The following is a 22,962-nucleotide window of genomic DNA, read 5'->3' as shown; positions in this document are numbered from 1 at the left end:
GTTCTATTTGTGCTCTGAGACCATCAAAGACCGTAAGCTTGTCAGCGAGATCCTTACGAATGGTTGCGAATTCTTCTTCTAATTCCTTGTCGGTGAGTGCACCAACTTCAACAGAACTAAGGTTGACTTTTATTGTTGCAATAACTTTTTCTAATTGCTCCGCTTTTGCTCTTAATAAAGCAACTTCTATAGCGCTAGCAGCAACGCCATTACTCTGAGTGGTGGATTTGGGCCGATCACTTGTTCTAGCGCTTTTTTGTTCTGTTACTTGATTGTTTATCATAGAAACTACCTGTCCTATGTACTGTGTATAGCGTTTCTAAGTTAAGACCAGGTTATGAGCCTGCTAAAATAGTTATTTCTTAAAGCAAATGGTGTACATTATTAACAGGCATCCTGCAAAACCTCGTTTTGCTAGTGATGGCTATAAAAAGGTCGGAGTCATGCACAGCATGTGCTCCGCTAATAAAATATAAAAGGAATTCGCAGTAACCACATGGCTTCTGAAATCAATAGCCACGAACAGCTCAAAGCAGTAACCGACAAATGCCACAAAGCTCTAGAAAATCTAGAAACTAAGCAGTGGTACGGTTACGTCAGTAAAGTTGTGGGGCTATTACTCGAAGCGCAACTACCCGGCTCCAAAGTCGGTGAACTTTGCAGAATTGAAACCAAAGACTGCGGCGACAAACAAGCGGAAGTAGTTGGCTTCAAAGGACAAACTGCGCAACTCCTATTACTTGAAGATGGCAAAGGTGTAAGTCAAGGTGCCAAAATTTATCCCTCTGGTAAATCACTAGAAATTGGTCTTTGCAAAGAATTATTAGGTAGAGTTATTGACCCACTCGGTGAGCCGATGGACCACAAACCAAAACCAGTCTATGAAGAGTTTAGAGGTATTGAACAAGATGCGCCTGATTCGTATGGCAGACCAAGAATCAAAGAAACATTTTCTTGTGGCGTCCGTGCTATTGACTCGACTCTCACTTTTGGTTTAGGGCAACGTATTGGTTTATTCTCCGGCTCTGGTGTGGGCAAGAGTACTTTGATGGGAATGATCGCCCGATATTGCGAAGCTGATATCAATGTTATTGCATTAGTTGGAGAGCGTGGTAGAGAAGTGCAGGATTTTATTGAAGCGAGTCTTGGTGAAGAAGGTATGAAAAAATCAGTTTGTGTAATTGCAACTGGTGACAAACCCGCCATGATGCGCATGAAGTGCTTACTCACCGCAACTACTGTCGCTGAATACTTTAGAGACAAAGGCAAAAAAGTCATGCTCATGGTAGATAGTGTCACTCGTATGGCAATGGCAGCCCGTGATGTTGGACTTGCAGTTGGCGAGCCGCCTGCAATGAAGGGCTATACTCCTAGTGTCTTCTCGCTGATTCCGCGTGTTTTAGAAAGAGCCGGTAGATCCGACAAAGGATCAATTACTGCCATCTATGCTGTCTTAGTTGAGGGCGATGATATGAATGAACCAATCGCTGATACTGCGCGTGGTGTGCTTGATGGTCACATTGTTCTATCCCGCAAAATTGCAGTACGCAATCACTTCCCCGCAATTGATGTACTAGCTAGTGTTAGCCGTCTCTTCCCTGATATCACAAGTGACGAGCAGCAAGACCTCGCTGGCAAAATGCGTAACTTAATGGCAGTCTATGCTGAAAACGAAGACTTGATCAATATTGGCGCTTACCAACGCGGTACCAATCCCACTATCGACCAGGCTATTGCACTTAAATCCAAGATTGATGCTTTCCTTAAACAAAAAATATATGAGCAGTCTAGCTATGAGGAGACTATGAATGCTTTGAGGCAGATTGGCTTGTAATTATCATCCCAAGCCCAACAACTATCCCAACTATCGCCATCAAAGTACCTGCCGACATCATACCGTCCATAACTAAGATTTGATCCAAACGCAATTGTTCAATCAACAAACGTCCGATTGAATATAGTAAAAGATACTTGGCGATTTGTCTTAGTGGACGAGATGATTTAAAACTCACCATCAAAATCGTGAAACTAATAAGGTTCCAAATAGATTCATATAGAAAACAAGGGTGATGGAATTGCTCAGTATGGCTGATATACAAGCCCCAAGGCACATTGGTCATTGAGCCATACGCTTCTTCATTAAAAAAATTACCCCAGCGAGCGATTGCTTGAGCAAGAGGCACCACTGTTGCTGCTATTGCAAGCTTTGTTAAATAGTTGTTTCTATCAAAAATCCAAGTGCCTAAAGCCCCACCAATAATTCCACCTTGAATACTTTGACCACCTAACCAGATTTGTGGAATTTCAATTGGGTTCATCCAATAGTAATCAGTATTAAGGATTACATACCAAAGTCTTGCACCAACTAAACCCCACAATAAAATCCCAATAAAAAAATTAGACAATTGATCCTTAGTAATATTGGGCGTGCACACATACTTGGCAGCGACTTCAAGAGCTACAAGAAAACCAACTGCATAAAGCAATCCATACCAACGGATAGCGACGGGACCCCATTCTATTAAAGTTGCTCCTGGTGAGGCGAATATCATCCGTCTACACTTTCAGTCTCTGCTTTGCTTCGACTCGACAAGTGCTTCGACGCGACCTTCGGCTCCACCGGACTTGTTGAATTCTTGTCATAGACACCATCCCCTGCCACTAAAACCCAAAAGGTTTTGAATATAATCCAAATATCCAGAAACACATTGTGATGACGTGCGTACCAACAATCAAGCTCCATGCGTTTTTCATAAGGAATAGAATTGCGCCCATTGACTTGAGTCCAACCTGTGATTCCTGGTTTAGTTTTGAGCTTCCACAAATCTTCTTCACTAAAATTGTTTACTTGCACCGGCAAAGCTGGTCTCGGTCCAACCATACTCATATCACCAAACAAGACATTCAATAGTTGCGGCGTCTCATCCAAACTAGTGCGACGCAAAAAATGTCCCAACTTAGTAATTCTATCGTCATCTTTGGATTCAGCCAGGCGATTAGGATCCGAGCCTGTTTTCATTGTTCTGAATTTAAAACAATCAAACTCATGACCGTTTCTACCCACTCTTCTGTGAATATACAAAATTGGACCTGCTGAATCTAACTTAATGAGAATAGCTATCAATAGCCACAAAGGAATAAAGAACGATAAGGCTGTTAGCCCTAGGAGAAGGTCCATTATGCGTTTAATGAATAGATTAATTGTAACCATTGAAATTCTGCCCGTCTTCGCTTCACTACGACGCGGCAGATTTGAAACAATGCAAGCATTATTTCAAATCTGACTTACGTAGCATATAACCCTCACCACGTTTGGTGTGAATCAATTTGCCTTGTTCTTTTTCTTGCAATTTAGATCTAAGGTACCTAATATAAACTTCAATCACATTACTCTCGCCAATAAAATCATAACCCCAAACCTTATTGAATAAAAATTCACGAGTTAAATATTTCTCTGGGTTCATCATAAAAACTCTAAGCAAAGAAAATTCTTTACTTCTCAATTCTAGAACCTCATCACCTCGCTTAGCAAGACGATTAAATTGATCAAGCCACAAATCATCATAGTTCAAAGTACCAGCTTGCGCTTTAGGCTTGCGTCTCAAAACTGCTCTAATTCTTGCAAGTAATTCTTCAGTTGCAAATGGTTTAATTAAATAATCATCAGCACCATAATCTAAACCCTTCACTTTGTCTTCAATACTATCTTTGGCAGTGATCATGATGATTGGCACATTATCAGAATCATTTCTAACTTGACGACAAACCTCTTCACCAGACATATTTGGCAACATGCAGTCAAGTAAAACTAAATCAGGACCACCGTTGCGAATGCTCTTAAGCCCCTCAATTCCATCAACGGCGGTAATCACTTCATAACCCTCGTATTTAAGTTCTAGCTCAATCAACCTGGTGATCTGTGCTTCATCTTCAATTATTAGGACTCTAGTATCTTTGTTATCTGGCTTGTTGACAGTGTTTGTTGTATTCATATATAAACCTTTGCTGGGGTCTTACTAATATATCAAACTCAAGAGAGAATAAGCAAGCTAATTCGGGTATATTATAGACCCGAGGTCAATCCTTCTTGCCAGCCGACATAATTGGCAATCCCACACCAGGAGACATGAGATAATAACTACCGGCGAAAAACTAAATTCCTTAGAAGGTAATGACAAGATCATTCATCTTTGTTATAGATTGGAAACTGATAATTCGGCACTGGATAGTAGCAGCTATGCGGCTCTACAGCTCATTACTGAGGCTTTAATCATCAAAAGCAAGGATGCAGTAGCGCCGCTCTCTGGAGCAATCTACAGCTCTCTACAAGTCTATTCTAATGATGACAAATTATTGATCCATGCTGGAGCCAATATTGATCCATCGAGTATCGAATTATTAAAATCTCGCAAACACCGTAATTGCGCTGAGAAACAAGCTGCCATATCAGCCGCTTCCCTAGATCTTGTCAGCAATTCAGAAATGCGTATCATGTTTTTGTATAGAGCTCAAGATCAAAAACTTAAAGCAGAAAAACTACTTCCATGTATCGATTGCTATGAGACTTATATTCCTGAGCTTATAAAAAATAAAGGTAAATTAGTTTTGATACTTGATGATAATTCTGCAAGAACATTTATCAATGATGCTAGTTACGACAACTCAATCAAGACGCTTGAAAATTCTGACTCTAAAAATGAGTCTAACAATATTCATTACAAAATCATTGATGCAGCTGCGATGCAGAATCTCAATATCGAAAAGGTGCTGGGAGCAAGGGTTTGTGCTGAGTCGCAGTAATCCCTCTATATACTAGCTTTGAAATCACGCAGAACCTGCAAATCAGCTTCTTTGACTTTACCTAACTGGAAGGCAAGTTCAATCAAGGTATCATAATCACTTAGGGTTTTGTAATCCACTTGTGCTTCGGCAAAAGCATCTTGTGCTTTTTGCAAGTTATAAGTAAAAATAGCAACAAGCCCCAAGACTTCAAAACCAGCATCTCTCAGCGCTTCAACAGCCTTGAGTGAACTGCCACCAGTAGAAATCAAATCCTCAACGACGACGACCTTAGAACCGGCTTTGAGTTTACCTTCTATCTGATTAGTCCTGCCATGTTCTTTATTACTTGAACGGACATAGCACATTGGTAATTGCATCTTGTCAGCAATCAAGCTAGCATGAGGAATTCCGGCGGTAGCGACTCCAGCAACAGCATCTAAACTTGGATATTGTTCTTGAATCAACTCTACGAATGAATCTCTAATCAAATCCCTTGCCTTGGGATAAGAAAGACTCACTCGGTTGTCACAATAAATTGGTGACTTGATTCCAGAGGCCCAGGTAAATGGGTCTTCAGGACTTAAAAAAACTGCTTCGATTTCAAGAAGTTGTGCGGCTATTTGTTCTGATCGGTTGATGGTATTCATCGTATAAACATTATAGCGCAGCAGATGGAGCTTTACGGACAGGCTTTTAGTTCTTCACGGACTTAAACATGCTATCCGGCAATCTATATTTGTCAATAATTGCTTTATTAATTTCATTATTCTTGACAAGCAAGATTATCCATTTATCTACAAAGACTGGAACCCATTGAGGGTCGGTGATACGCCTAATCAAAAAGGGCTGCGCATGCTCAGTCATATCATGTCGCATAAAATAAATTACGTTGAAATTAATTTTAGAATCCAATTTCTGCCATTTGTCCTCATCCTCTTGAACCTTCTCATAAACATCATCAAAAAACTCATTAGCATAAGCCTCTGGCCTATTATCTACAAAAACTCTTCGCCTAGGGAAGAGATTATAAATCAAGTAACCACCAATATCATAATTATTAAAAATAGGTCCTTTGATATCCAAAGCTCTAAAAAATTCAGCAGAACGGTTAATCCCTGGTTCTAAGCCAATCATGCTGATCCTCTTTGGCGTCAAGCCAACCATCGCAAAAACACCCAGCACCAATGATAGAGCCAAGATTTGAGTAAATAAAGGAGCTTTGTGTCTTAAGGTAAATAGCCTTGAAAGATTGCCTGCCAAAATTGGAACACCATAAAACACAAAAACAGGAATCGCTCTATTGGTCTTAAAAGCGAGTACTGCAAAAACAAAAGTAATTGCAAGATTGGCAAAGTTGTTTTTGATAAACTCAAATGGCTTTAGCTTAAGCTTGCAATAAACCAAAATCCAAGCAAGTAAATTCAAAGCAAAAAACGCATCAAAATAGTAATAAATCACTTGCCCAGGAAAACGATGATGCATAAAAAACACCGATTGGTTTTCAGCTAACTCATACGCATAGTTTTTAAATATATTGAGTGGTTCCAGCAAACCACTTAGCCCAAAGGGATTCACTAAAGAAGCTAATAGAACGATCAGCAGTAAGAATAAGTAGTCCTTCGATTTCCACTTAACAAGGGATTTGGTTTTGAGAACTTCTTCGGCATAAAACATACCGATAACAAGTAGACCAACACAGAAAAACACATGCAAATTAATCCACAAGAGTTGAAACTGGGCAAGCAATATTGCTGTTGCCCTAAAACTCAGCCGGTTAAATTTAAACAAAGTCAAAACCACAAACTCCAAAGCCATCAAGAGATAACTAAATGATTCTGGTCTCACTTCATCACGCCAAACTAATAAGGGTAAAGCAACTGCAAGTGCTATTGCAGCAAATTCAAAGCCAGCTAGTAGGTAGGCTGCATAAAAACTAGCAGCAACAGCGATAGTGATCACGGAGATATTAAGAATTGAAAGTCCCAAGAAACCAAAATTGTCATGAACCAAAGAATGAAACACACCTGTCAACCAATGATGGTTATGCACAGGGAAATTGGTACTAGTAAAAGAATAGAAATTAGTATAGAGCGGTGTTTCAGTCACAAAGTCCTTAGTATTCACAAAAGCATCAACAATATATTGACCATTCATGATGTGGCGCCCAAGGTCAGCAGTACTGAGATTGATATAATCGCAAAGCCCAAGCACAATAAAACTCAGTGCAAGAACGAGAGTGGTTAATCTAATAAGCTTGAGTATTGGTTTTGAGAGCATTTAATTAAAGAACCTGTACTTGAAGATATAAAATATCGCTTTAATTCCATCTCGCCAATTGATTTTTTTACCTTCTTCATAACCTCGACCATAATAAGAAATTGCCACTTCAAAAATCCTAATTCCTTTGATCTTAGCAATCTTGCTTGTCATCTCTGGTTCAATACCAAAATGATTTTCTTTAAGATCAAGCCCTTGGATAATTTCTCTTTTGAAGCACTTATAACAAGTCTCCATATCAGTGAGGTAAATATCGTTGAGCATATTAGTAAGGTAAGTAAGAAATTTATTCGCTAGGTAATGCCAGAAACCCATTGAGCGTCTTGGTTTGCTACCAGCAAAACGAGAACCATATACCACATCTGCTTTATCATTTACAAGTATAGGCAAGATCTCATTGTATTCTTCTGGGTCATATTCAAGATCCGCATCTTGCACAATCACAAAATCTCCAGTCGCTTCTTTAAACCCGGTTTGCAGCGCAGCACCTTTGCCAGAGTTCTCCTGGTGTTTCACAAATTTGTATTGAATCGTTGCATGCTGACTAGCTGCAATATGTTTTTCAATAATTTCAGAACTATTGTCAGCTGAACAATCATCAACTAGGATTATTTCTTTAGTCAAGCCTGCTATTAAGTCAACGGCCTCAACGGCTTCAAGTATTTGATTGAGCGTTGCTGCTTCATTGTATACGGGGATAACTATCGACAATTTCATAAGATTACTAGTACCTTATTCCCGTTGATTAGCCGTATAATTCACTTGACTTTATCTTAAACCGATAGCACTGGCGGCGTTGTAAAAAGCTTTGGATGCCCTGCATTATATTTTTTAGCATTGAATTTGGTATCAATCTCTTGTCCATCCACAATTATTTTATCGTCAACTATTACTTCATGAATATTTGCCGAATCCAGATGCTTAGCAACTGCATTTTGGATATCCTCTAGCTTAATTGATTGAATAATCTGAGGAATTTGTTTTACAAAATCAAGATCACGTCCTTTGAGACGATTATCTAATAAGTAATCTGCGATTGCACTATTATTTTCAAACTTGTTTTTAACGTATGACTTGATAAAGTTTTGCTTTGCCATATTTAACTCATCTTCAGTAATATCACCAGGAAAATTACTCAAAACATTCTTTAATTGCTGCGCTAAGTTTTTACCATTACCCTTTTGACTAGCTGCCACAATCTGAAAAATTCCATCTGCATTCCGGTAATTACTAAAATAAGCATTTGCAGAATAAACATTACCTTGGCTTTCGCGAATAGTTCTCATTAGTCGAGAAGAGAATGCAGCACCTCCAAGTATTTCTTTAGCTAAATACAAAGCATAAAAATCAGGATCTGTATTTTTCACCTCAACTTTTTGACCAAGAGTCACAAAAGACTGATCCTGAAGTGCTTTAAACTCATTACCCTCTAGTTCTTGCAGATCGGCACGATGAGCACCTATCAATTCATTACCAATATTACGAGCAGGTTGTTTAGACCATTCACTCATAACCGCTTGTACCTTATTAATATCCTCCTGCTTCAAATCACCAGAACCAGATATCACAAAATTGGATTGCTTAATTCTTTCCCAGAAATTAATTACATCGGCATAAGTTATCGAATCAACCATTTGCCATCTCTCTAGTTGAGAGGCTTGATGATGATAATGCCCTGCCGGAAAAACTCTATTCCTCAATTGATTTTTCAAAATTGAACCATGATCCTCATTCTCTTTTTTAATAGAATCTTTAATCGTTGCTTTAATTGATACAAACTTTTCCAAATCCATTCTTGCATTGAGAATCATATCCGTGAACAGCTCCAAGGTCTTTTGTAAATTATCGGCCAAAGAAATTGTATTAATATCAAAAGCTATGCCATCATGACTCAATATAAAGCTTAAACTAGCACCAAGATCCTCCATTTTCTCAAAGACTTGATCTCTATCATATTGCATAGTCCCTGAAGAAAAAAAGAGTGAGTTTAAAATACTTGCTATATACATATCCTTATTACTCAATGGCTGCCCAGGACTTTCCATTCTAATAGCAACCTTGGGGAGTCTGTGGTTTTCATTTAAGATCACTTGTCCACTATCTTGTAATTTCAAATCCGGAAGAGTGACTTGCTTATCACCAATAATTGCTTTAGTCAGAGCTTCAAGACGCTGAGCATCAAGTTTTTTTACGTCTAGTGCTTTATCAAGTATTGCCGGAGGGCTTTTCTCTTCTTTCTTCTCAGTTGGTTTGAGATAGACGGTATACTCGTTGTCATCAACTAAGACAGCATTAGCTACTCGCTTAATGTCATCATTAGTAATAGATTGAGCTATCTTTATCATATTAGCCGCTGAATGCCAGTCACCATATTGATCATATTCTATTGCTTGACTAGCTTGTACATTAGCATCTTCTTGATTATTGATCTGCCGATAAAGAAACTCTTGTCTGATTTTTCTCAATTCTTCATCATCAAGTCCATTTGCTTTGACCTCAGCAAGAACTTTTTTGATTTCTCCTTTGAGTTCATCTAAATCTACAATTTTATCTACCTGAACTGTAACAAAATTAAGGCTATCACCCCTAGTAGGCATTGGTACGCAGCTGAAACCTACATTGATATTTTTTGCTTCAGCAAGTTTTTTAGCTAAGCGGCTCTTTGATCCACGACCAGCTAAAGCCTCAAAAATAAAAGACATCACAAAACGATCCCTATCGGTATAATTTGGTCCAAAATAGCCTAGCGCCAAAGCCTTATCATCACCAGGTTTAACAATCACCTTCTCTCTATCCTGAACAGGAGCACTTTGTGAAGGACGCTTAGGATTGCCCATTGGTTTTGGTTTTACATCTGTTGGTTTAGTTTTACTAGCAAAATAATTTAATAATAGATGTTCTAAACGTTGAGGACTACCTATCTTACCAGAAATTACCAGCGTTAAATTATTAGGATCTTGGTAATACTTATAAAAATCCTGCAAAGCTTTTTTATCGATACTCGCAACCGAATCCTTAGTCCCAATTATATTGTTATTGTAGATTGAATTGGACATAGTTATTTCTTTCATAGCTTTATTTATCAAACGCCCACTATCATCATTAATCATATCGATTTCAGAATTGATCAGAGATTTTTCTCGCTTAAGAATATCATCAATATCACTCAAATCAAGTTGATCCATCCTCTCTGACTCGATTTTCATCATAAGCTCAAGCAAGCTTGGATCAAGACTAGCCCAATAATTAGTAAAATCAGTACATGTTCCAGCATTATAATCACCAGCTACCTTTGCACCATGATATTCATACAGATCAGTGATCTCTCCCTTACCAAAACTAGAACTCTTTGCAGGACCTGAAGCAATATGTTCAAGCAAATGAGCCGTGCCAGGTATTTGGTCTTGATTTGAACCAACTGAATATACAGAACTAAGGTGCACCTTGTTTGCAGTATCATCTGGAACTAAAAGTACCTTAATACCATTATCAAGTTTTAATTCAATAATTCTAGGCATAGAACCAGCACCACTATCAGCAACAAATTGAATACGAGAAGAAGAAAATTGTTTAGAATCAAAACTACTATGTTCAACACTCGAACTACTAGATATGTTTAAATTAGTTTTGCTTGCAATTGCATCTTTAATAAGTTGTGCTTGTGGATTTTGTGCAATCAAAGCATCAAGCTTGCCTGGGTTTGCTTTAGCCCAAGCTAATAATTCTGGTGCTGTTTTTGGCAATTGAACAGACTGAACAGCTGCTTGAGAAACCGGCAAACTTATTTGAGCGGACTGCTCCGCTGGCTTGGGACCTGAAGCAAACCACCCCTTGACTTTATCTGTGATAGTGGATAATAAACCCATTATTAAGCAAGTATCACAAATATCTTAGCATATCGTATATACATGTGTAATCTTATCCATTCCGGATTATTACGAAATTACGTTTTAAATCTTTGCTTTCATATACCCCAGGTGGGTATATTTCGTAATGATGTAATAACCCGGAATGGATAAGATTACGAAAAAACGAGGTTACAGATTTCAGTAAAAGTCGCAGCAGGATCATCTGCCTGAGTAATTGCTCGCCCCATCACAATATAATCAGTACCGTTGGCAAATGCCTGCTCAGGTCTAGTAATTCTTTTTTGATCATCAGCGGAATTAGCAGCTAACCTTAGACCCGGACATACAGTAATAAAATCCTTACCCAACTCAGCTTTAATCATTGGAACTTCAAGCGGCGAGCAAACAATCCCATCCAAACCCGCTACTTTGCAATTATTAGCCAGTCTCAAAACTGCAGCTTCAACGGTTCCTGCAATCCCAAGCTCATTATTCATCATCGCTTCATCAGTACTAGTCAACTGAGTCACTCCAATTAACTTGGCACTAGCGTTCTCTGATTTAAGCGCGTCATTAGCTCGGCGCATCATTTCAATTCCGCCACTTGCATGCACATTCAAAAGATCAACTCCATATTTTGCAAGTGATCTAATCGCGCCTGCCGCAGTATTCGGAATATCATGTACTTTGAGATCAAGAAAGACCTTGAGTCCTTTGTCTTTAAGGTACTCAATCATCTCCGGACCCTCAGCATAAAAAAGCTCCATACCCAACTTAACAAAAGCAAGAGAATCATCTCGACCCAATTCAAACTTGTTTATAAAGCTCTCAACAACTTGTTTTGAAGGGAAGTCTAATGCGACTATGATTTTCTCATTCATTATTATTTTCTCAAATCTCTTAGTGATTTAATACCAAGTTCTTGCATTCTTGCCGGCAATGCTTTGATTATTTCAGGACAAATCATCGGTTCAATAAAATTGGCAGTGCCAACACCAATAGCAGTCGCTCCAGCAATTGCAAACTCAATCACATCATCTACGCAAGTCACACCGCCCATACCAATGATCGGCAACTTAACTTCGTTACTAGTTTCATAAACCATCCTAATTGCAACTGGCTTAATCGCAGGACCAGAAAGTCCTCCACTACCTCGAGCCAAAATTGGCTTGCGTGTTTTCAGATCGATACGCATCCCCAATAAAGTATTGATCAAACTCAGACCATCAGCTCCGCCGCGCTCAGCAGCTTTGGCCATTGCAACTATATTAGTGACATTAGGTGAAAGCTTGATAAAGACAGGGATAGCAGAGACCCTCTTGACTTCGCGAGTCAAAGCCTCAAGCTCATTTTCATTAGTACCAAAATGGATTCCATTCTTGACATTAGGGCAGCTGACATTAAGTTCAATTGCATCCACATTGCCAACACGCGAGATTCTTTCAACGACAGTGCAATAATCCTCTACAGTATTACCAACTACGTTAACAAAGATACGAGTATCAAAGTCCTCCAGGAACTTCAGCTCTGATTCAATAATCTTGTCCAATCCTGGATTTTGCAAACCAATTGAATTGAGCATCCCAGAAGGAGTCTCTGCGACTCTCGGTGTATCATTACCACTTCTTGGCTCTACACTCACTGCTTTAATTGCAATACCACCAAGCACAGAAAGATCATAAAACTTAGCATAATCTCTGCCAAAACCAAAACAACCAGAGGCAGGCATAATTGGATTTTTCATTTTAATCCCTGCAATCTCAGTTTCTAAGCAGCTTGTTGTTTCAGTAGTGCTCATTCAAAACTAATTGTAGCAGACTAAAGCTTCAACACCTGCCACTTATCAGCCTCTCTATCAAAATACAAAATCTGGCTATCATCATCAAAAGCGACTAATCTAAAAGATGGTGTCTTAATATTTTCTTGTTTCTTACCCTCTTTATAAACTGCCATAGTCGGGTATTTACCATCATTTATAATTTCCAAATAGGATGCTTGAAATGGTTTTAAATAAAGCGTCTCCGTAAAATTAATGATCGCAAGATAGTTTTTTTGTTTGTTGAGATTGCGAACAATCACAGCATAATCACTCTTAGAATCCAAATTCATATCAGCCTTAATAACTCGAAGCAGCTTTGACTGATTGAGCTTCTCAAGATCTTTGCGAGCATACTCATAATAATCCATCAATTCTCTTATTTTTTTATCACTTTTCCAGCGTACTTGAGAACTAGATAGTTCAAGCGGGTAAAAATCAAAAACATTGGCTCTTCTATAATCAGAACCCAACTGTATCTCCACCATTTGATCAATATCTTTATCGAAGCGGGTTCTAACAATACGAGCATCGACATTAGCTATCTGATTTTTAGAACTAGTTTTAATAACTCGATCAAAACCATCATTGTCTGAAGTTCTATTCTTTGCAAAAACCATACTAGGGACTACAGCAAATATCAGTATCCAAGTTATTCTGTTCGACATTATATTTTTGAACTAATCTTTTCTTTGATACTATCGTCAACCTTGCCGTAAGCATAAAACTTAGTTTTACGATCTTGATAGAGCTCTCGTGCTGACATCTTGACTAATTCCTTGAGATTACGGAATACCGCTTCCTGAACAGCTTCTGCAGTAATTGCCCAATTCTTATGTGCGCCACCTTGCGGCTCTGCAATCAACTCTTCAACAACCTTGAGTCCTAGAAGATCCTTCGCTGTAATCTTAAGAGCAGCAGCAGCTTCTGGAGCTTTATCTCTAGTGCGCCATAAAATTGCTGCACATCCTTCTGGACTAATAACTGAGTAAACTGAGTTTTCTAACATCAAAACTCTATTGGCAACTCCAATTGCGAGTGCCCCGCCAGAACCACCTTCACCTGTCACAACTGAAAGAACTGGCACTTCCAAACCAGCCAACGCTTTAAGGTTCTCAGCAATCGCAATTGATTGACCATTAGCTTCTGCGTTAACCCCTGGATAAGCACCTGGAGTATCAATAAAAGTCACAATTGGTAAATTGAATTTGTTTGCATATTCAAAAATACGCTTGGCTTTTCTGTAACCTTCTGGTTGAGGCATACCAAAGTTACGTTTTTGGTTTTCTTTAATACCGCGTCCCTTACGAGTACCAACAGCAACAAAAGCCAATCCATCGTGCTCAACAAGCGCAGTTAAAACTGCCTCATCATCAGTCCCTGCTCTATCACCATGAAGTTCAATCCACTTGTCCTTACCGCAGATCATATTAAGATAGTCTTCAGCACCAGGTCTATTAGGGTGGCGAGCAATTTTGGTAATATCAATTGGACTCAAACTAGCATAAGTATTCGCTTCAACTTTGGAATATTGCGCTTTGAGTTGATTAATTTGCGCCTTGTCAGCATTGTTACTAATACGTTTTTCAAGTAATTTAATTTCCTCTTGTATCTTCGCAAGTGGTTTTTCAAAATCAAGAATAATGTCTTTTTTAGGTTGATCAATCTGATTTAATTTAAAAGGACGAGCAGTAATAGTGTCACTGACCTTGAGTTGTTTCGGTGCAAAACCATGAATTCTAAGCAAAGTAGCTAATCTCATTTTCATGGCATTACGGTCTACGATAAAATCAATTTGTCCATGAGCAAGTAAGTATTCAGCTGTCTGGAAATCACCAGGCAACTTCTCTCTTACCGTTTCTTCAATCACGCGACGTCCAGCAAAACCAATCCTAGTACCAGGTTCAGCAATCAAAAGATCGCCCAAAGTTGCAAAACTAGCGGAAACTCCACCATAAGTTGGATCAGTCAAGATAGAAAAATATGGTAGCTTCGCTTTAGCAAGTTCGGCTAATGCAAAACTCGTCTTTGCCATTTGCATCAAACTCAAAATACCTTCATGCATTCTGGCACCACCAGAACTTGAAACTACGATAAACGGTGTTTTTTCTTCGACCGCTTTTTCAGCAAGCCTGGTAAATTTCTCACCAACCACTGTTCCCATGGAACCTCCAAGAAAGCTGAAGTTCATCACTGCAAGAGCGACTTTCACACCTTCAATCTGACCAAAACCAGTAATGATTGCTTCTTTGTGTCCCGTTTTAGTTTGTGCCTTAACTAGAGTCTCTAGGTATGGTTTACCATCATTGAAATTAAGCGGGTCAGAAGGACTGATATTGGCGTCGATCTCGATAAAACTATTAGTGTCAGTCAAGAGAGCAATTCTCTCCTCAGCTGAGAGCATGCCATGATGATTACACTCTACACAAACATTGAGGTTTTCTTGGTAGGCAGATCTGTGTATTGTTGCCTTACAAGACTTACATTGCACCCAATTAGCTAATATCTCATCATCGCTCAAACCATTGTTGCCATTAGTACCAGCTTGATTCGCAAACTTCTCAGCTCTCACTGACTTAAAAAAATCTCTTAAACCCATAAGGACTAATTATACAATAGTACATACATATTATCAATGCTCGATAGCACTTAGGTGTAAATACCCTGTCTTATGGCTAATAATGAAAATGGAGATACCCGGGACCTCCATTTTCTTAGCATTCTCTATAGACTTTATAGTTTTTCCCCCTTATGATGTGGGGGTGTTTGGCAATAAATATTTGCTCCTGGAGCTTGACGCATTTGAGGCAGAATTTTATCATCTGCCCAAAATCGTGCCATATTTAGCCAAAAACCAAAAAAGCCTTAATAAAGACGGCTTTTCCTGGGATGACTCCATTGAAGCAATGAAACGCCTTATACAGGATGAGGATTGTGAGGAGTACAAGCCCTACAAACTATTTATGCGTAAATGGCCGCTTTACGGCAAACTCAATCTCGCAAGCAAAGAAAAACGTTTTGAAGATGCTCGCAAAGTCATCGATAAAATTCTCTCAATCGATTTACTTGATCCATCTGCTTACCTGAATCTCGGATTTTGCTTTAGATCAGAAAAACAATTTCACAAAGCTGAGCAAGCCTACAAAAAGGGGCTAGAGCTAGTCGATAACAAAACACCATTCTTAACCGGTTTAGCTAAGACCTATGAAGAGCTTGGCAAGTTTGAAGAAGCAATTTATCTTTGGAATCAAATCCACAAAGACCAGCAAAATCTCGAATCGCTCAAACGACTTGTAGAGCTTAAAGTTTACGACACCAATATACCAATAGAAGAACTCAAAAAATCCAAGATCAAAGAAATCGAAAACCTAGATCTAAGTCCAGGACTCAATTTTGAAAGACTGATGCTCAAAGAGTTTCAGAAATCATACAATGACGTAGACGCACTCAACAAACTTGGCGTCAAATTGGTTCATCACAAATTTAGTAAACTCGCGCTCAAAGTTTTTGATCGTGTTTATGCCTTGTCCAAGATTGCTGGGCTTGAAGTTAAGAATGATATTAGCAAGTTGACTAGTTAAAGTTGAAATTAGAGCGCGATATTTTTTCGTAGTTCAAGGCTTGCGATGTTTTGACAAGGCTGAGTTTCCTGATCAAGATTCGTCAAGAAACCAGAATTTACTTTGAGATGCGACAGTTGTCGTTTAGACGAGGCATGCAAAGTCCGTAGGACGAGTCCGCAGTTGGCTGTAGCCAATAAGGACTTGCAGAATAAAGTCTAAACGGGAAATGTCCAGATCAAAGTTTACTTTAGAGCGAGATATTTTTTCGTAGTTCAAGGCTTGCGATGTTTTGATAAGGCTGAGTTTCCTGATCAAGATTCGTCAAGAAACCAGAATTTACTTTGAGATGCGACAGTTGTCGTTTAGACGAGGCCTGCAAAGTCCGTAGGACGAGTCCGCAGTTGGCTGTAGCCAATAAGGACTTGCAGAACAAAGTCTAAGCGGGAAATGTCCAGATCAAAGAGGTTTCATTGTAGGAAAGGCAATAACATCACGTATCGAAGCTGAATCCGTCAAAAACATAGCAAGCCTATCAATGCCAAGCCCCATACCTGATGTAGGTGGGAGACCATACTCCAATGCATTCACAAAATCCTCATCAAAGACATGCGCTTCATCATCACCGCCAGCACGTTCTTTGGCTTGATCTTCAAAACGCTTACGTTGATCTTGCGGATCAGTTAATTCAGAAAACGCATTTGCAGTCTCTCGTCCATAGATAAATAATTCAAAACGCTCAACAAAGCCTGGTTTGTCTCTATGTTTTTTGGCAAGGGGAGAAATCTCAATTGGATAGTCGTAAACTATTGTTGGTTCAATTAATTTCTCTTCGCAGTGATGTTCAAAAGCGTCATTAAGTTCTTTACCAACAAGATCTTTGCCCGTATGTTCTTTAACGATGTCCTGCATAGTTACTCTACGAAAAGGCTTAGAAAAATCAAGCTCTGTTCCTTGGTAATTTACAACTTCGCTACCAGTTACTTTCTGGGCAACATAGCGAACCATCTGCTCAGTTAGAGTCATCATGTCATAGACATCGGTATAAGCCCAGTAAACCTCTATAGAAGTAAATTCAGGATTGTGTTTAATACTCATCCCTTCATTACGGAAGATACGTCCAATCTCATAAACTCTTTCAAAGCCACCAACAGCAAGGCGCTTGAGGTGAAGCTCAGTAGCGATACGCAGAGTAAGATCAACTCCGAGGCTGTTGTGATGTGTAACAAAAGGTTTGGCTGCAGCTCCTCCCGCCTCAGTATTAAGAATAGGAGTTTCAATTTCTACAAAATCACGCGAATCAAGGAAGTTACGAATCTCACGCATCAAGATTGCCTTCTTGTATAAGTTGTCTTTTGATTTCTCATTAACAATCAAATCAAGGTAACGCTGTCTGTATCTTGTTTCTACATCAGAAATCCCAAGACGACGACGTTTGCCTTCAATGATTTCAGGAAGCGGTTTGAGTGTCTTAGATAAAACAGTGACTGTCTCCATATCAATAGTAAGCTCACCACGCGGAGTCCGTCGTATCTTACCAGTAGCGCCAATATGATCACCTTTGTCTAGAAGCGGAAATAATTCCTGTAAATTAGCTGCGCGAGTTTTGGCATCAGAAAACAATTGAATCTTGCCAGTGTCATCAACAAGATCAACAAACATCCAATCGTTACGTTGATTAGTCACACGTCCCGCTACTGTAACCACATCTTCAGTGTGCTCTTCATTAGCAAGATCTTGATATTTTGCTTGCAGCTCTTTAATAAAATGACTACGCTCAAACTTGTAAGGATAAGGATCAATTCCAAGCTCTCTAAGTGCTTCAAGCTTGCGTTGTCTTTCTTGTTCTAAATTGGTTAGTTCTTGTTTATCGTCCACTGTTTGTACCACAGTGGTTCATTATAGCAAAGTCAAAGAAATTGAACTGAAGACTATTTTGAGCGAGATATTTTTTCGTAGTTCAAGGCGTCGAGTTGATTTTCAAGACGAAGTTGACTGAGCCGTCAATAAGTCGATGAAAATCAGCGAGCAACGCAGAAATACGGAAAAAGATCCAGATCAAAATTAGCCGTTGTCAAGGGCAACTACAATCGCTGGCTCACCACGAACGATTCCCAACCCAGTCACAACAAAACCACCGATCATTGGTTCTACTTCAGGCTCGGTATCAATACCGCTTCTGAAAGGTCTTACAAGAGTTACGTTTGGTTCATAACCAAGTGTGCCAGGAAAGTCTTGATCTGGATCAACGATTCCGTCGATAAGATCAACTTGTTCTTTAGTAAAAGGATTGAGTAATTTGCGAGTTGAACCAAGTTCATCAATTTCATAACCAGATTCAGGAATCAATCCACCAGTATCAACTGCGGATATTTGAATATTGGAAACTAGTGCATGTGCTGCAGCAACAACTGTAGTGTTCTTCGCTTTATCCTGCGCTTCCATTAAGTTGGGAATTGCAATCGTGGCAAGAATACCAATAATCACAACAACAACCATCAACTCAACAAGTGTTAAACCGGAGTCGTCACGTCTGCTATGTCTAATACTAGTTAATTTATTACTCATGAACACTAGCTTAGCAGTTTTCTTAATAAGCCTCAATAGTCTTTTATCTTAAGCTAGTGGGTATATAATCAATACTAATGCGATTCATCAAACCAGGTTTACACGGAATCATCGATTACTTTGCTGTATCGATTTTAATTATGATCCCTTGGTATAGTGGTTTTACAGGGATCGCTCTTGGTTTGCCCGTTAGCCTTGGAGTGATTGCCTTATTTTATACAATATTCACTGACTTCTCTTTGGGCTTCAAACCACTGCTCTCGTTAAAGACACATCTCTTAATAGATTTAATTGGTGGAGCCTTTCTTGCCTTAAGTCCGTTTATCTTTGGCTTTTCAGAAGCAGCTAGTTTATTTCATTTCCAGTTTGGAATCGGAGTAGTTATTGTTGTAGCTTTGACAGATTGTGATTTGTTTTAATTTGCAATGATGAATTTAACAAGTGCTCACCAAACTTGTTGGGATTAAATGACTCCTGTAAACGATCACCAAAATAATTAAAACTATAAACAGTCAAAAATATCATCAAGGCTGGAAAGAAAATTAAATGTGGATCAGTTCTAAGATATTGCCAGCCATCTCCAGCAAGTGTGCCCCAGCTAGTGTTTGGTGGTGAAAGCCCAAGTCCAATAAAACTCAAAGTACTCTCAGCTAAGATCGCACGCGGTAAAGTAAAACTCAGTGCAACAATAATAGAACCAACTGCATTTGGCAAAATATGTTTGCTGATAATTTGCCAATGGTTCAAACCCAGTGTACGCGTCGCTTCTATAAATTCTTCAGCCTTAATTTGTTTGACTTCAGATCTAACCAAGCGAGCCAAATCCATCCAACTAATAAAAGCCAAACCCAAAATTATTCCCGAACTTGATTGAGAAAAAAACAAAGCAATGATACTGAGCACCAATAAATCCGGCAATGAATAAATAAAATCAATCAACTTCATGATCAGCTCTTCAACGAAGCCACCCAAGTAACCAGCGATGGTGCCCAAACTCGTGCCAATCAATAAAGCCATCAAGCCTGTCAGTAAGGCAATTGACAAACTCATTTGAGCACCATGAATCAAACGCACCAAAATATCTCTTCCCAAAAAATCTGTGCCAAAGCAATGCTCAAGACCGGGTGCCTGCAAAATAGCGCCAGGATCTACTTGATCAAATTGATAAGGTACGATATTAAAACCTAAAGCATAAGCAAGAGTGACAGCTGCCAAGATAGTGATGAAATAGATTGGTGCAAAGCGAAGGGACACTGACTTTATTATACGTGTAAGCTCATTGAGGAGTAATTTGTATAGCAAAACCTCACTTCATCAAGACCAGGAATTAATAAAGTAACGTTTTGCGTGATAGAATCATTGACATGGACAAAGCAGCACTCGCACCAGCATTAGGTAAATTAGTCTCAGGACTTTATATCATTAGCCTCAAACATAAAGACAAAGAAGCTGGTTTCCTAGCTAGTTGGGTTCAACAAGCTGGCTTCGAGCCACCTATGATAAGTATCGCTTTTAACAAAGAACGCAAGGCTCACTTTGACCTACTCACCGGTGGTGGCAAACTCGTCGTCAATATTATGGGCAAAGAAAACGGCAAAACCATGTCTCGATTTTTTAAACCAGCTCCAGAAACAGGAAGCATCTTTGATGAGCTAGAAACTTTTACTGGAGAAACCGGTGTGCCAATACTCAAAGACTCTGTTGGCTACCTGGAAGCAGAATATTTTACAGAAATGGAAACTGGTGATCACTTGATCGTACTAGCCAAAGTACTTGGCGGCGCGCTCAATAGTACTGAGATTGAACCGAGTGTGCATATTAGACCAGATGGTTTTAAGTATTAATCAACCAAAATTCGTCTAATATTTGACCAATCTGGCTATTCAATAGCCCTTATATATTCTCACCAAGCTGCATCAACATCTGCAAAGTATCAACCTGTGCTTTCATCGCTCTTTGATTCGATTCATAAGTTCTCATTACTTGAACCATCTCGGCGGATGTTTTTACTGGACTCACATTAGAATTTTCAATGAAACCCTGAGCTAGAGTACTATTAAACGAACTGTTCATTCCTGTAAGAGCTTTGTCAGCAGTATATTTATCACCTGCCAGTCGCATGATTTTTGCATCATCTGGAAACTCAAAAGTATTAAGTCTTGCAACATAGTCACCATTAACAACCATATTACCGTTACGCAAAACAACAAGATCACGCACTCCTTGAAAGCCAAGATAAACCGGAGCAAATCCTTGATCCAAAAGAAAATCACCCGCTTGAGTAACAATGTAACCATCCTTATCCAAACTAAAATGTCCATTGCGAGTATAAGAAACCACTCCATCAGCGTCTTGTATCGCAAAAAAACCCTCACCTTGAATAGCAACATCAAGAGGATTGCCAGTTTGTCTCAGTGGACCTTGAGCGAAGTCATAACTAGTAGAAAATGGTTCTATGCCGTGAGAAATCTCTCCCATCTCTTGACCTGTTGCAGAATTAACAATAGGATGATCTGCAAAACTTTTGTAAATATGACGTACTGCTTTAAAACCACTGGTATTAGCATTCGCTAAATTATCTGCAATTAATTCTTGCATATCTTTCTGGGCTTCCATCCCAGTTGCTGATGTATAAATACCACGAAGCATGTTCTAAACCAAGTTCTTCCTTTCTAGCTTTTACTGCCAGCAAGCTTATAATTTTACGTAATTTAAATTACATATCAATAAAAGCTTGTTGGCAGACCTTTTATCTACGGTCAATCTACGCATCAAAGATGCTTGTTGACCTAAATAGATTATTCGCTTTAATAGGGGCTTTAAGGCTAGGTTATATAGGCTATATTCTCAATTAAAGCTATATCCTTAAGTCTAGATCTATGCTTCAGGAGCGGGACTGGAGAATTTTCGATAAAGCGATAAGACCCAATCAAGAATGCCTACATTAGCCAAAGCTACTTCTCTAACTCTATTATTTGCATGTTCTAATAAACTATTATTGGCCTCAACGCTTCTAGCTAATAATTCTGGTAAAGTCTGTTGATATTCATGTACAGATAGATGACCATTAGAACCTGACGCTTCTACAAGAGTTCCGTTAGCAGCTACTGCTTCAATAACTGCTGCTAGCTCATTACCCACAACACTCTTATGTGCAAGCTCGGCTAAATTTAATGCACTTAGATCAGCATCAACAGTATTCAAAAGATCTGAACGCACAGCATCTTGAACAAAATCGGGAATTCTAATTATTTTATCTAAATACTCAAATCGAGGTAATGTACTAAAATCAGGTGGTTTTTTACTACGAGTAGCAGGTAATACTGTTAACATAAAGAAAATCTTAGCACATTGAGGACAATATTATCAAGATAATCATGGGGTAAAAGGACTTATTCAAATGGCAAATTCCAGGTACTATGTGTATGACCACAACTTTTTAAACTTGATGAAAATTTTGCTCTAAGTGCATAAATCTGGAATTCTGGAGACTTGACAAGTACCCGTTTTTCTCTTTATACCGCAAAACTGTAATTTTTATACAGTTTTACGGCGAATAAGTGTAGCCCTAAAGCAGATTATATAAATCTTGGCTCAAACAGGGTCGTATCTGGAAAAATAAACTGTGGAGACAACCCCTAATTTTAAGTTATCCCGATGGCTTGTTCTATAGGTTTATGAAACTGGTAAATCTACGTAGTAAAATGTCTGATGTCTAGCTACGACCCCATCTAACACTATATTTGTCCAATGTCAGGATACGACCCTGACCCCTGACCCTACTATTCTAGATAATAACCAAACCTTAAGCATAATATGATAATAAACATACGTAAAAGGTAAATTTGGAGGAAAATATGAAAAATATTAAAAAAAATCTGTCAGTTAGTTTCTTAGTTGGAGTAATGATGTTTAGTCAAATGGCTCTCTACAAGGTAAGTGCTAATTATACAAGCTACTATGACCCGGCTATGGATGCTGGTATGAATGACCCAGCTATGGATGCTGGTATGATTGACCCGGCTATGGATGCTGGTATGAATGACCCAGCTATGGATGCTGGTATGATTGACCCGGCTATGGATGCTGGCATGAATGATCCATTTATGGC

23 protein-coding genes are annotated in these 22,962 nt (G+C 38.9%); 6 read left to right on the top strand and 17 right to left on the bottom strand.

Annotated elements, in window-relative coordinates; genetic code table 11:
- Positions 1-283 (bottom strand): hypothetical protein (locus O3C63_05895; GenBank protein MDA0772457.1); only part of this gene is annotated, 283 nt, incomplete at its 3' end.
- A 213-nt stretch (positions 284-496) separates the two neighbouring features.
- On the opposite strand from O3C63_05895, the gene O3C63_05890 reads away from it, so the two are divergent.
- Positions 497-1,834 carry a FliI/YscN family ATPase gene (locus tag O3C63_05890; GenBank protein ID MDA0772456.1) on the top strand — a complete coding sequence of 446 codons (1,338 nt, stop codon included), beginning with the start codon at positions 497-499 and terminating at the stop codon, positions 1,832-1,834.
- On the opposite strand, the gene lgt is transcribed toward O3C63_05890, so the two are convergent.
- From lgt to O3C63_05875, 3 genes are all read right to left on the bottom strand, one after another.
- The gene (gene lgt / locus O3C63_05885; GenBank protein MDA0772455.1) at positions 1,803-2,552 is read right to left on the bottom strand and encodes a prolipoprotein diacylglyceryl transferase; all 750 of its coding nucleotides are present in this window, start codon (positions 2,550-2,552) and stop codon (positions 1,803-1,805) included. The two genes, O3C63_05890 and lgt, sit on opposite strands and share 32 nt — an antisense overlap.
- Positions 2,549-3,178 (bottom strand): sugar transferase, encoded by a 630-nt coding sequence (locus O3C63_05880; protein MDA0772454.1) that lies wholly within the window; start codon positions 3,176-3,178, stop codon positions 2,549-2,551. Before O3C63_05880 ends, lgt begins: the two co-directional genes overlap by 4 nt.
- Before the next feature lie 91 nt (positions 3,179-3,269).
- Entirely contained in the window at positions 3,270-3,992 is a 723-nt protein-coding gene (locus tag O3C63_05875) for a response regulator transcription factor (GenBank protein ID MDA0772453.1), read from the bottom strand.
- Between the two features lie 208 nt (positions 3,993-4,200).
- On the opposite strand from O3C63_05875, the gene O3C63_05870 reads away from it, so the two are divergent.
- Positions 4,201-4,800: a hypothetical protein gene (locus O3C63_05870; protein MDA0772452.1), complete on the top strand. Its 600-nt coding sequence runs from the start codon at positions 4,201-4,203 to the stop codon at positions 4,798-4,800.
- 5 nt (positions 4,801-4,805) lie between these two features.
- Here the strand turns inward: O3C63_05870 and pyrE are convergent, their stop codons facing one another.
- The 8 genes from pyrE to O3C63_05830 form a co-directional block, all read right to left on the bottom strand.
- A complete protein-coding gene (gene pyrE, locus O3C63_05865; protein ID MDA0772451.1) occupies positions 4,806-5,429 on the bottom strand; it encodes an orotate phosphoribosyltransferase in 624 nt (207 codons plus the stop codon).
- Between the two features lie 46 nt (positions 5,430-5,475).
- Positions 5,476-7,059, bottom strand: a complete 1,584-nt coding sequence (locus O3C63_05860; protein ID MDA0772450.1) for a hypothetical protein — start codon at positions 7,057-7,059, stop codon at positions 5,476-5,478.
- The gene (locus O3C63_05855; GenBank protein MDA0772449.1) at positions 7,060-7,776 is read right to left on the bottom strand and encodes a glycosyltransferase family 2 protein; all 717 of its coding nucleotides are present in this window, start codon (positions 7,774-7,776) and stop codon (positions 7,060-7,062) included.
- Positions 7,777-7,832: 56 nt separating this feature from the next.
- Positions 7,833-10,925, bottom strand: a complete 3,093-nt coding sequence (locus O3C63_05850) for a pitrilysin family protein (protein ID MDA0772448.1) — start codon at positions 10,923-10,925, stop codon at positions 7,833-7,835.
- A gap of 155 nt (positions 10,926-11,080) precedes the next feature.
- Positions 11,081-11,788 carry an orotidine-5'-phosphate decarboxylase gene (gene pyrF, locus O3C63_05845; protein ID MDA0772447.1) on the bottom strand — a complete coding sequence of 236 codons (708 nt, stop codon included), beginning with the start codon at positions 11,786-11,788 and terminating at the stop codon, positions 11,081-11,083.
- Between the two features lie 2 nt (positions 11,789-11,790).
- The gene (locus O3C63_05840; GenBank protein ID MDA0772446.1) at positions 11,791-12,705 is read right to left on the bottom strand and encodes a dihydroorotate dehydrogenase; all 915 of its coding nucleotides are present in this window, start codon (positions 12,703-12,705) and stop codon (positions 11,791-11,793) included.
- 20 nt (positions 12,706-12,725) lie between these two features.
- Complete coding sequence (locus O3C63_05835; protein ID MDA0772445.1) at positions 12,726-13,391, bottom strand: hypothetical protein; 666 nt, start codon at positions 13,389-13,391, stop codon at positions 12,726-12,728.
- Positions 13,391-15,322, bottom strand: a complete 1,932-nt coding sequence (locus tag O3C63_05830; GenBank protein ID MDA0772444.1) for an acetyl-CoA carboxylase carboxyltransferase subunit alpha — start codon at positions 15,320-15,322, stop codon at positions 13,391-13,393. Before O3C63_05830 ends, O3C63_05835 begins: the two co-directional genes overlap by 1 nt.
- 163 nt (positions 15,323-15,485) lie before the next feature.
- Between O3C63_05830 and O3C63_05825 the strand changes: the two genes are divergently transcribed.
- Positions 15,486-16,304: a hypothetical protein gene (locus O3C63_05825; GenBank protein MDA0772443.1), complete on the top strand. Its 819-nt coding sequence runs from the start codon at positions 15,486-15,488 to the stop codon at positions 16,302-16,304.
- A gap of 438 nt (positions 16,305-16,742) precedes the next feature.
- Here O3C63_05825 and O3C63_05820 read toward each other — a convergent pair whose 3' ends face one another.
- Together O3C63_05820 and O3C63_05815 are read right to left on the bottom strand one after the other, a co-directional pair.
- The gene (locus O3C63_05820) at positions 16,743-18,173 is read right to left on the bottom strand and encodes a lysine--tRNA ligase (GenBank protein ID MDA0772442.1); all 1,431 of its coding nucleotides are present in this window, start codon (positions 18,171-18,173) and stop codon (positions 16,743-16,745) included.
- Between the two features lie 174 nt (positions 18,174-18,347).
- Positions 18,348-18,851, bottom strand: coding sequence for a type II secretion system protein (locus O3C63_05815; GenBank protein ID MDA0772441.1), 504 nt, complete (start codon positions 18,849-18,851; stop codon positions 18,348-18,350).
- Positions 18,852-18,928: 77 nt separating this feature from the next.
- Here O3C63_05815 and O3C63_05810 point away from each other — a divergent pair, with 77 nt between their 5' ends.
- Positions 18,929-19,270, top strand: coding sequence for a hypothetical protein (locus tag O3C63_05810; protein ID MDA0772440.1), 342 nt, complete (start codon positions 18,929-18,931; stop codon positions 19,268-19,270).
- Here the strand turns inward: O3C63_05810 and O3C63_05805 are convergent.
- Positions 19,233-20,105 carry an ABC transporter permease gene (locus O3C63_05805; GenBank protein ID MDA0772439.1) on the bottom strand — a complete coding sequence of 291 codons (873 nt, stop codon included), beginning with the start codon at positions 20,103-20,105 and terminating at the stop codon, positions 19,233-19,235. The genes O3C63_05810 and O3C63_05805 overlap by 38 nt on opposite strands.
- Positions 20,106-20,215: 110 nt before the next feature.
- Between O3C63_05805 and O3C63_05800 the strand changes: the two genes are divergently transcribed.
- Entirely contained in the window at positions 20,216-20,695 is a 480-nt protein-coding gene (locus O3C63_05800) for a flavin reductase family protein (protein ID MDA0772438.1), read from the top strand.
- Between the two features lie 49 nt (positions 20,696-20,744).
- On the opposite strand, the gene O3C63_05795 is transcribed toward O3C63_05800, so the two are convergent.
- Both O3C63_05795 and O3C63_05790 read right to left on the bottom strand, forming a co-directional pair.
- On the bottom strand, positions 20,745-21,500 hold the full coding sequence (locus O3C63_05795; GenBank protein ID MDA0772437.1) for a flagellar hook-basal body protein: 756 nt from the start codon (positions 21,498-21,500) through the stop codon (positions 20,745-20,747).
- A gap of 228 nt (positions 21,501-21,728) precedes the next feature.
- A complete protein-coding gene (locus O3C63_05790; protein ID MDA0772436.1) occupies positions 21,729-22,184 on the bottom strand; it encodes a hypothetical protein in 456 nt (151 codons plus the stop codon).
- A 524-nt stretch (positions 22,185-22,708) separates the two neighbouring features.
- Here O3C63_05790 and O3C63_05785 point away from each other — a divergent pair.
- The coding region (locus tag O3C63_05785) for a hypothetical protein (GenBank protein MDA0772435.1) at positions 22,709-22,962 on the top strand (254 nt) is incomplete at its 3' end.

It is taken from the genome of Cyanobacteriota bacterium (genome assembly GCA_027618255.1).
GTDB lineage: Bacteria > Cyanobacteriota > Vampirovibrionia > LMEP-6097 > LMEP-6097 > JABHOV01.
This window is presented reverse-complemented; position numbering and strand designations above follow the sequence as displayed.

Excerpts from the sequence above, each read along its gene's own strand:
- O3C63_05890 (MDA0772456.1), top strand. The coding sequence starts at position 497 with ATGGCTTCTGAAATCAATAGCCACGAACAGCTCAAAGCAGTAACCGAC.
- lgt (MDA0772455.1), bottom strand. The coding sequence starts at position 2,552 with ATGATATTCGCCTCACCAGGAGCAACTTTAATAGAATGGGGTCCCGTC.
- O3C63_05880 (MDA0772454.1), bottom strand. The coding sequence starts at position 3,178 with ATGGACCTTCTCCTAGGGCTAACAGCCTTATCGTTCTTTATTCCTTTG.
- O3C63_05875 (MDA0772453.1), bottom strand. The coding sequence starts at position 3,992 with ATGAATACAACAAACACTGTCAACAAGCCAGATAACAAAGATACTAGA.
- pyrE (MDA0772451.1), bottom strand. The coding sequence starts at position 5,429 with ATGAATACCATCAACCGATCAGAACAAATAGCCGCACAACTTCTTGAA.
- O3C63_05860 (MDA0772450.1), bottom strand. The coding sequence starts at position 7,059 with ATGCTCTCAAAACCAATACTCAAGCTTATTAGATTAACCACTCTCGTT.
- O3C63_05855 (MDA0772449.1), bottom strand. The coding sequence starts at position 7,776 with ATGAAATTGTCGATAGTTATCCCCGTATACAATGAAGCAGCAACGCTC.
- O3C63_05850 (MDA0772448.1), bottom strand. The coding sequence starts at position 10,925 with ATGGGTTTATTATCCACTATCACAGATAAAGTCAAGGGGTGGTTTGCT.
- pyrF (MDA0772447.1), bottom strand. The coding sequence starts at position 11,788 with ATGAATGAGAAAATCATAGTCGCATTAGACTTCCCTTCAAAACAAGTT.
- O3C63_05840 (MDA0772446.1), bottom strand. The coding sequence starts at position 12,705 with ATGAGCACTACTGAAACAACAAGCTGCTTAGAAACTGAGATTGCAGGG.
- O3C63_05835 (MDA0772445.1), bottom strand. The coding sequence starts at position 13,391 with ATGTCGAACAGAATAACTTGGATACTGATATTTGCTGTAGTCCCTAGT.
- O3C63_05830 (MDA0772444.1), bottom strand. The coding sequence starts at position 15,322 with ATGGGTTTAAGAGATTTTTTTAAGTCAGTGAGAGCTGAGAAGTTTGCG.
- O3C63_05815 (MDA0772441.1), bottom strand. The coding sequence starts at position 18,851 with ATGAGTAATAAATTAACTAGTATTAGACATAGCAGACGTGACGACTCC.
- O3C63_05810 (MDA0772440.1), top strand. The coding sequence starts at position 18,929 with ATGCGATTCATCAAACCAGGTTTACACGGAATCATCGATTACTTTGCT.
- O3C63_05800 (MDA0772438.1), top strand. The coding sequence starts at position 20,216 with ATGGACAAAGCAGCACTCGCACCAGCATTAGGTAAATTAGTCTCAGGA.
- O3C63_05795 (MDA0772437.1), bottom strand. The coding sequence starts at position 21,500 with ATGCTTCGTGGTATTTATACATCAGCAACTGGGATGGAAGCCCAGAAA.
- O3C63_05790 (MDA0772436.1), bottom strand. The coding sequence starts at position 22,184 with ATGTTAACAGTATTACCTGCTACTCGTAGTAAAAAACCACCTGATTTT.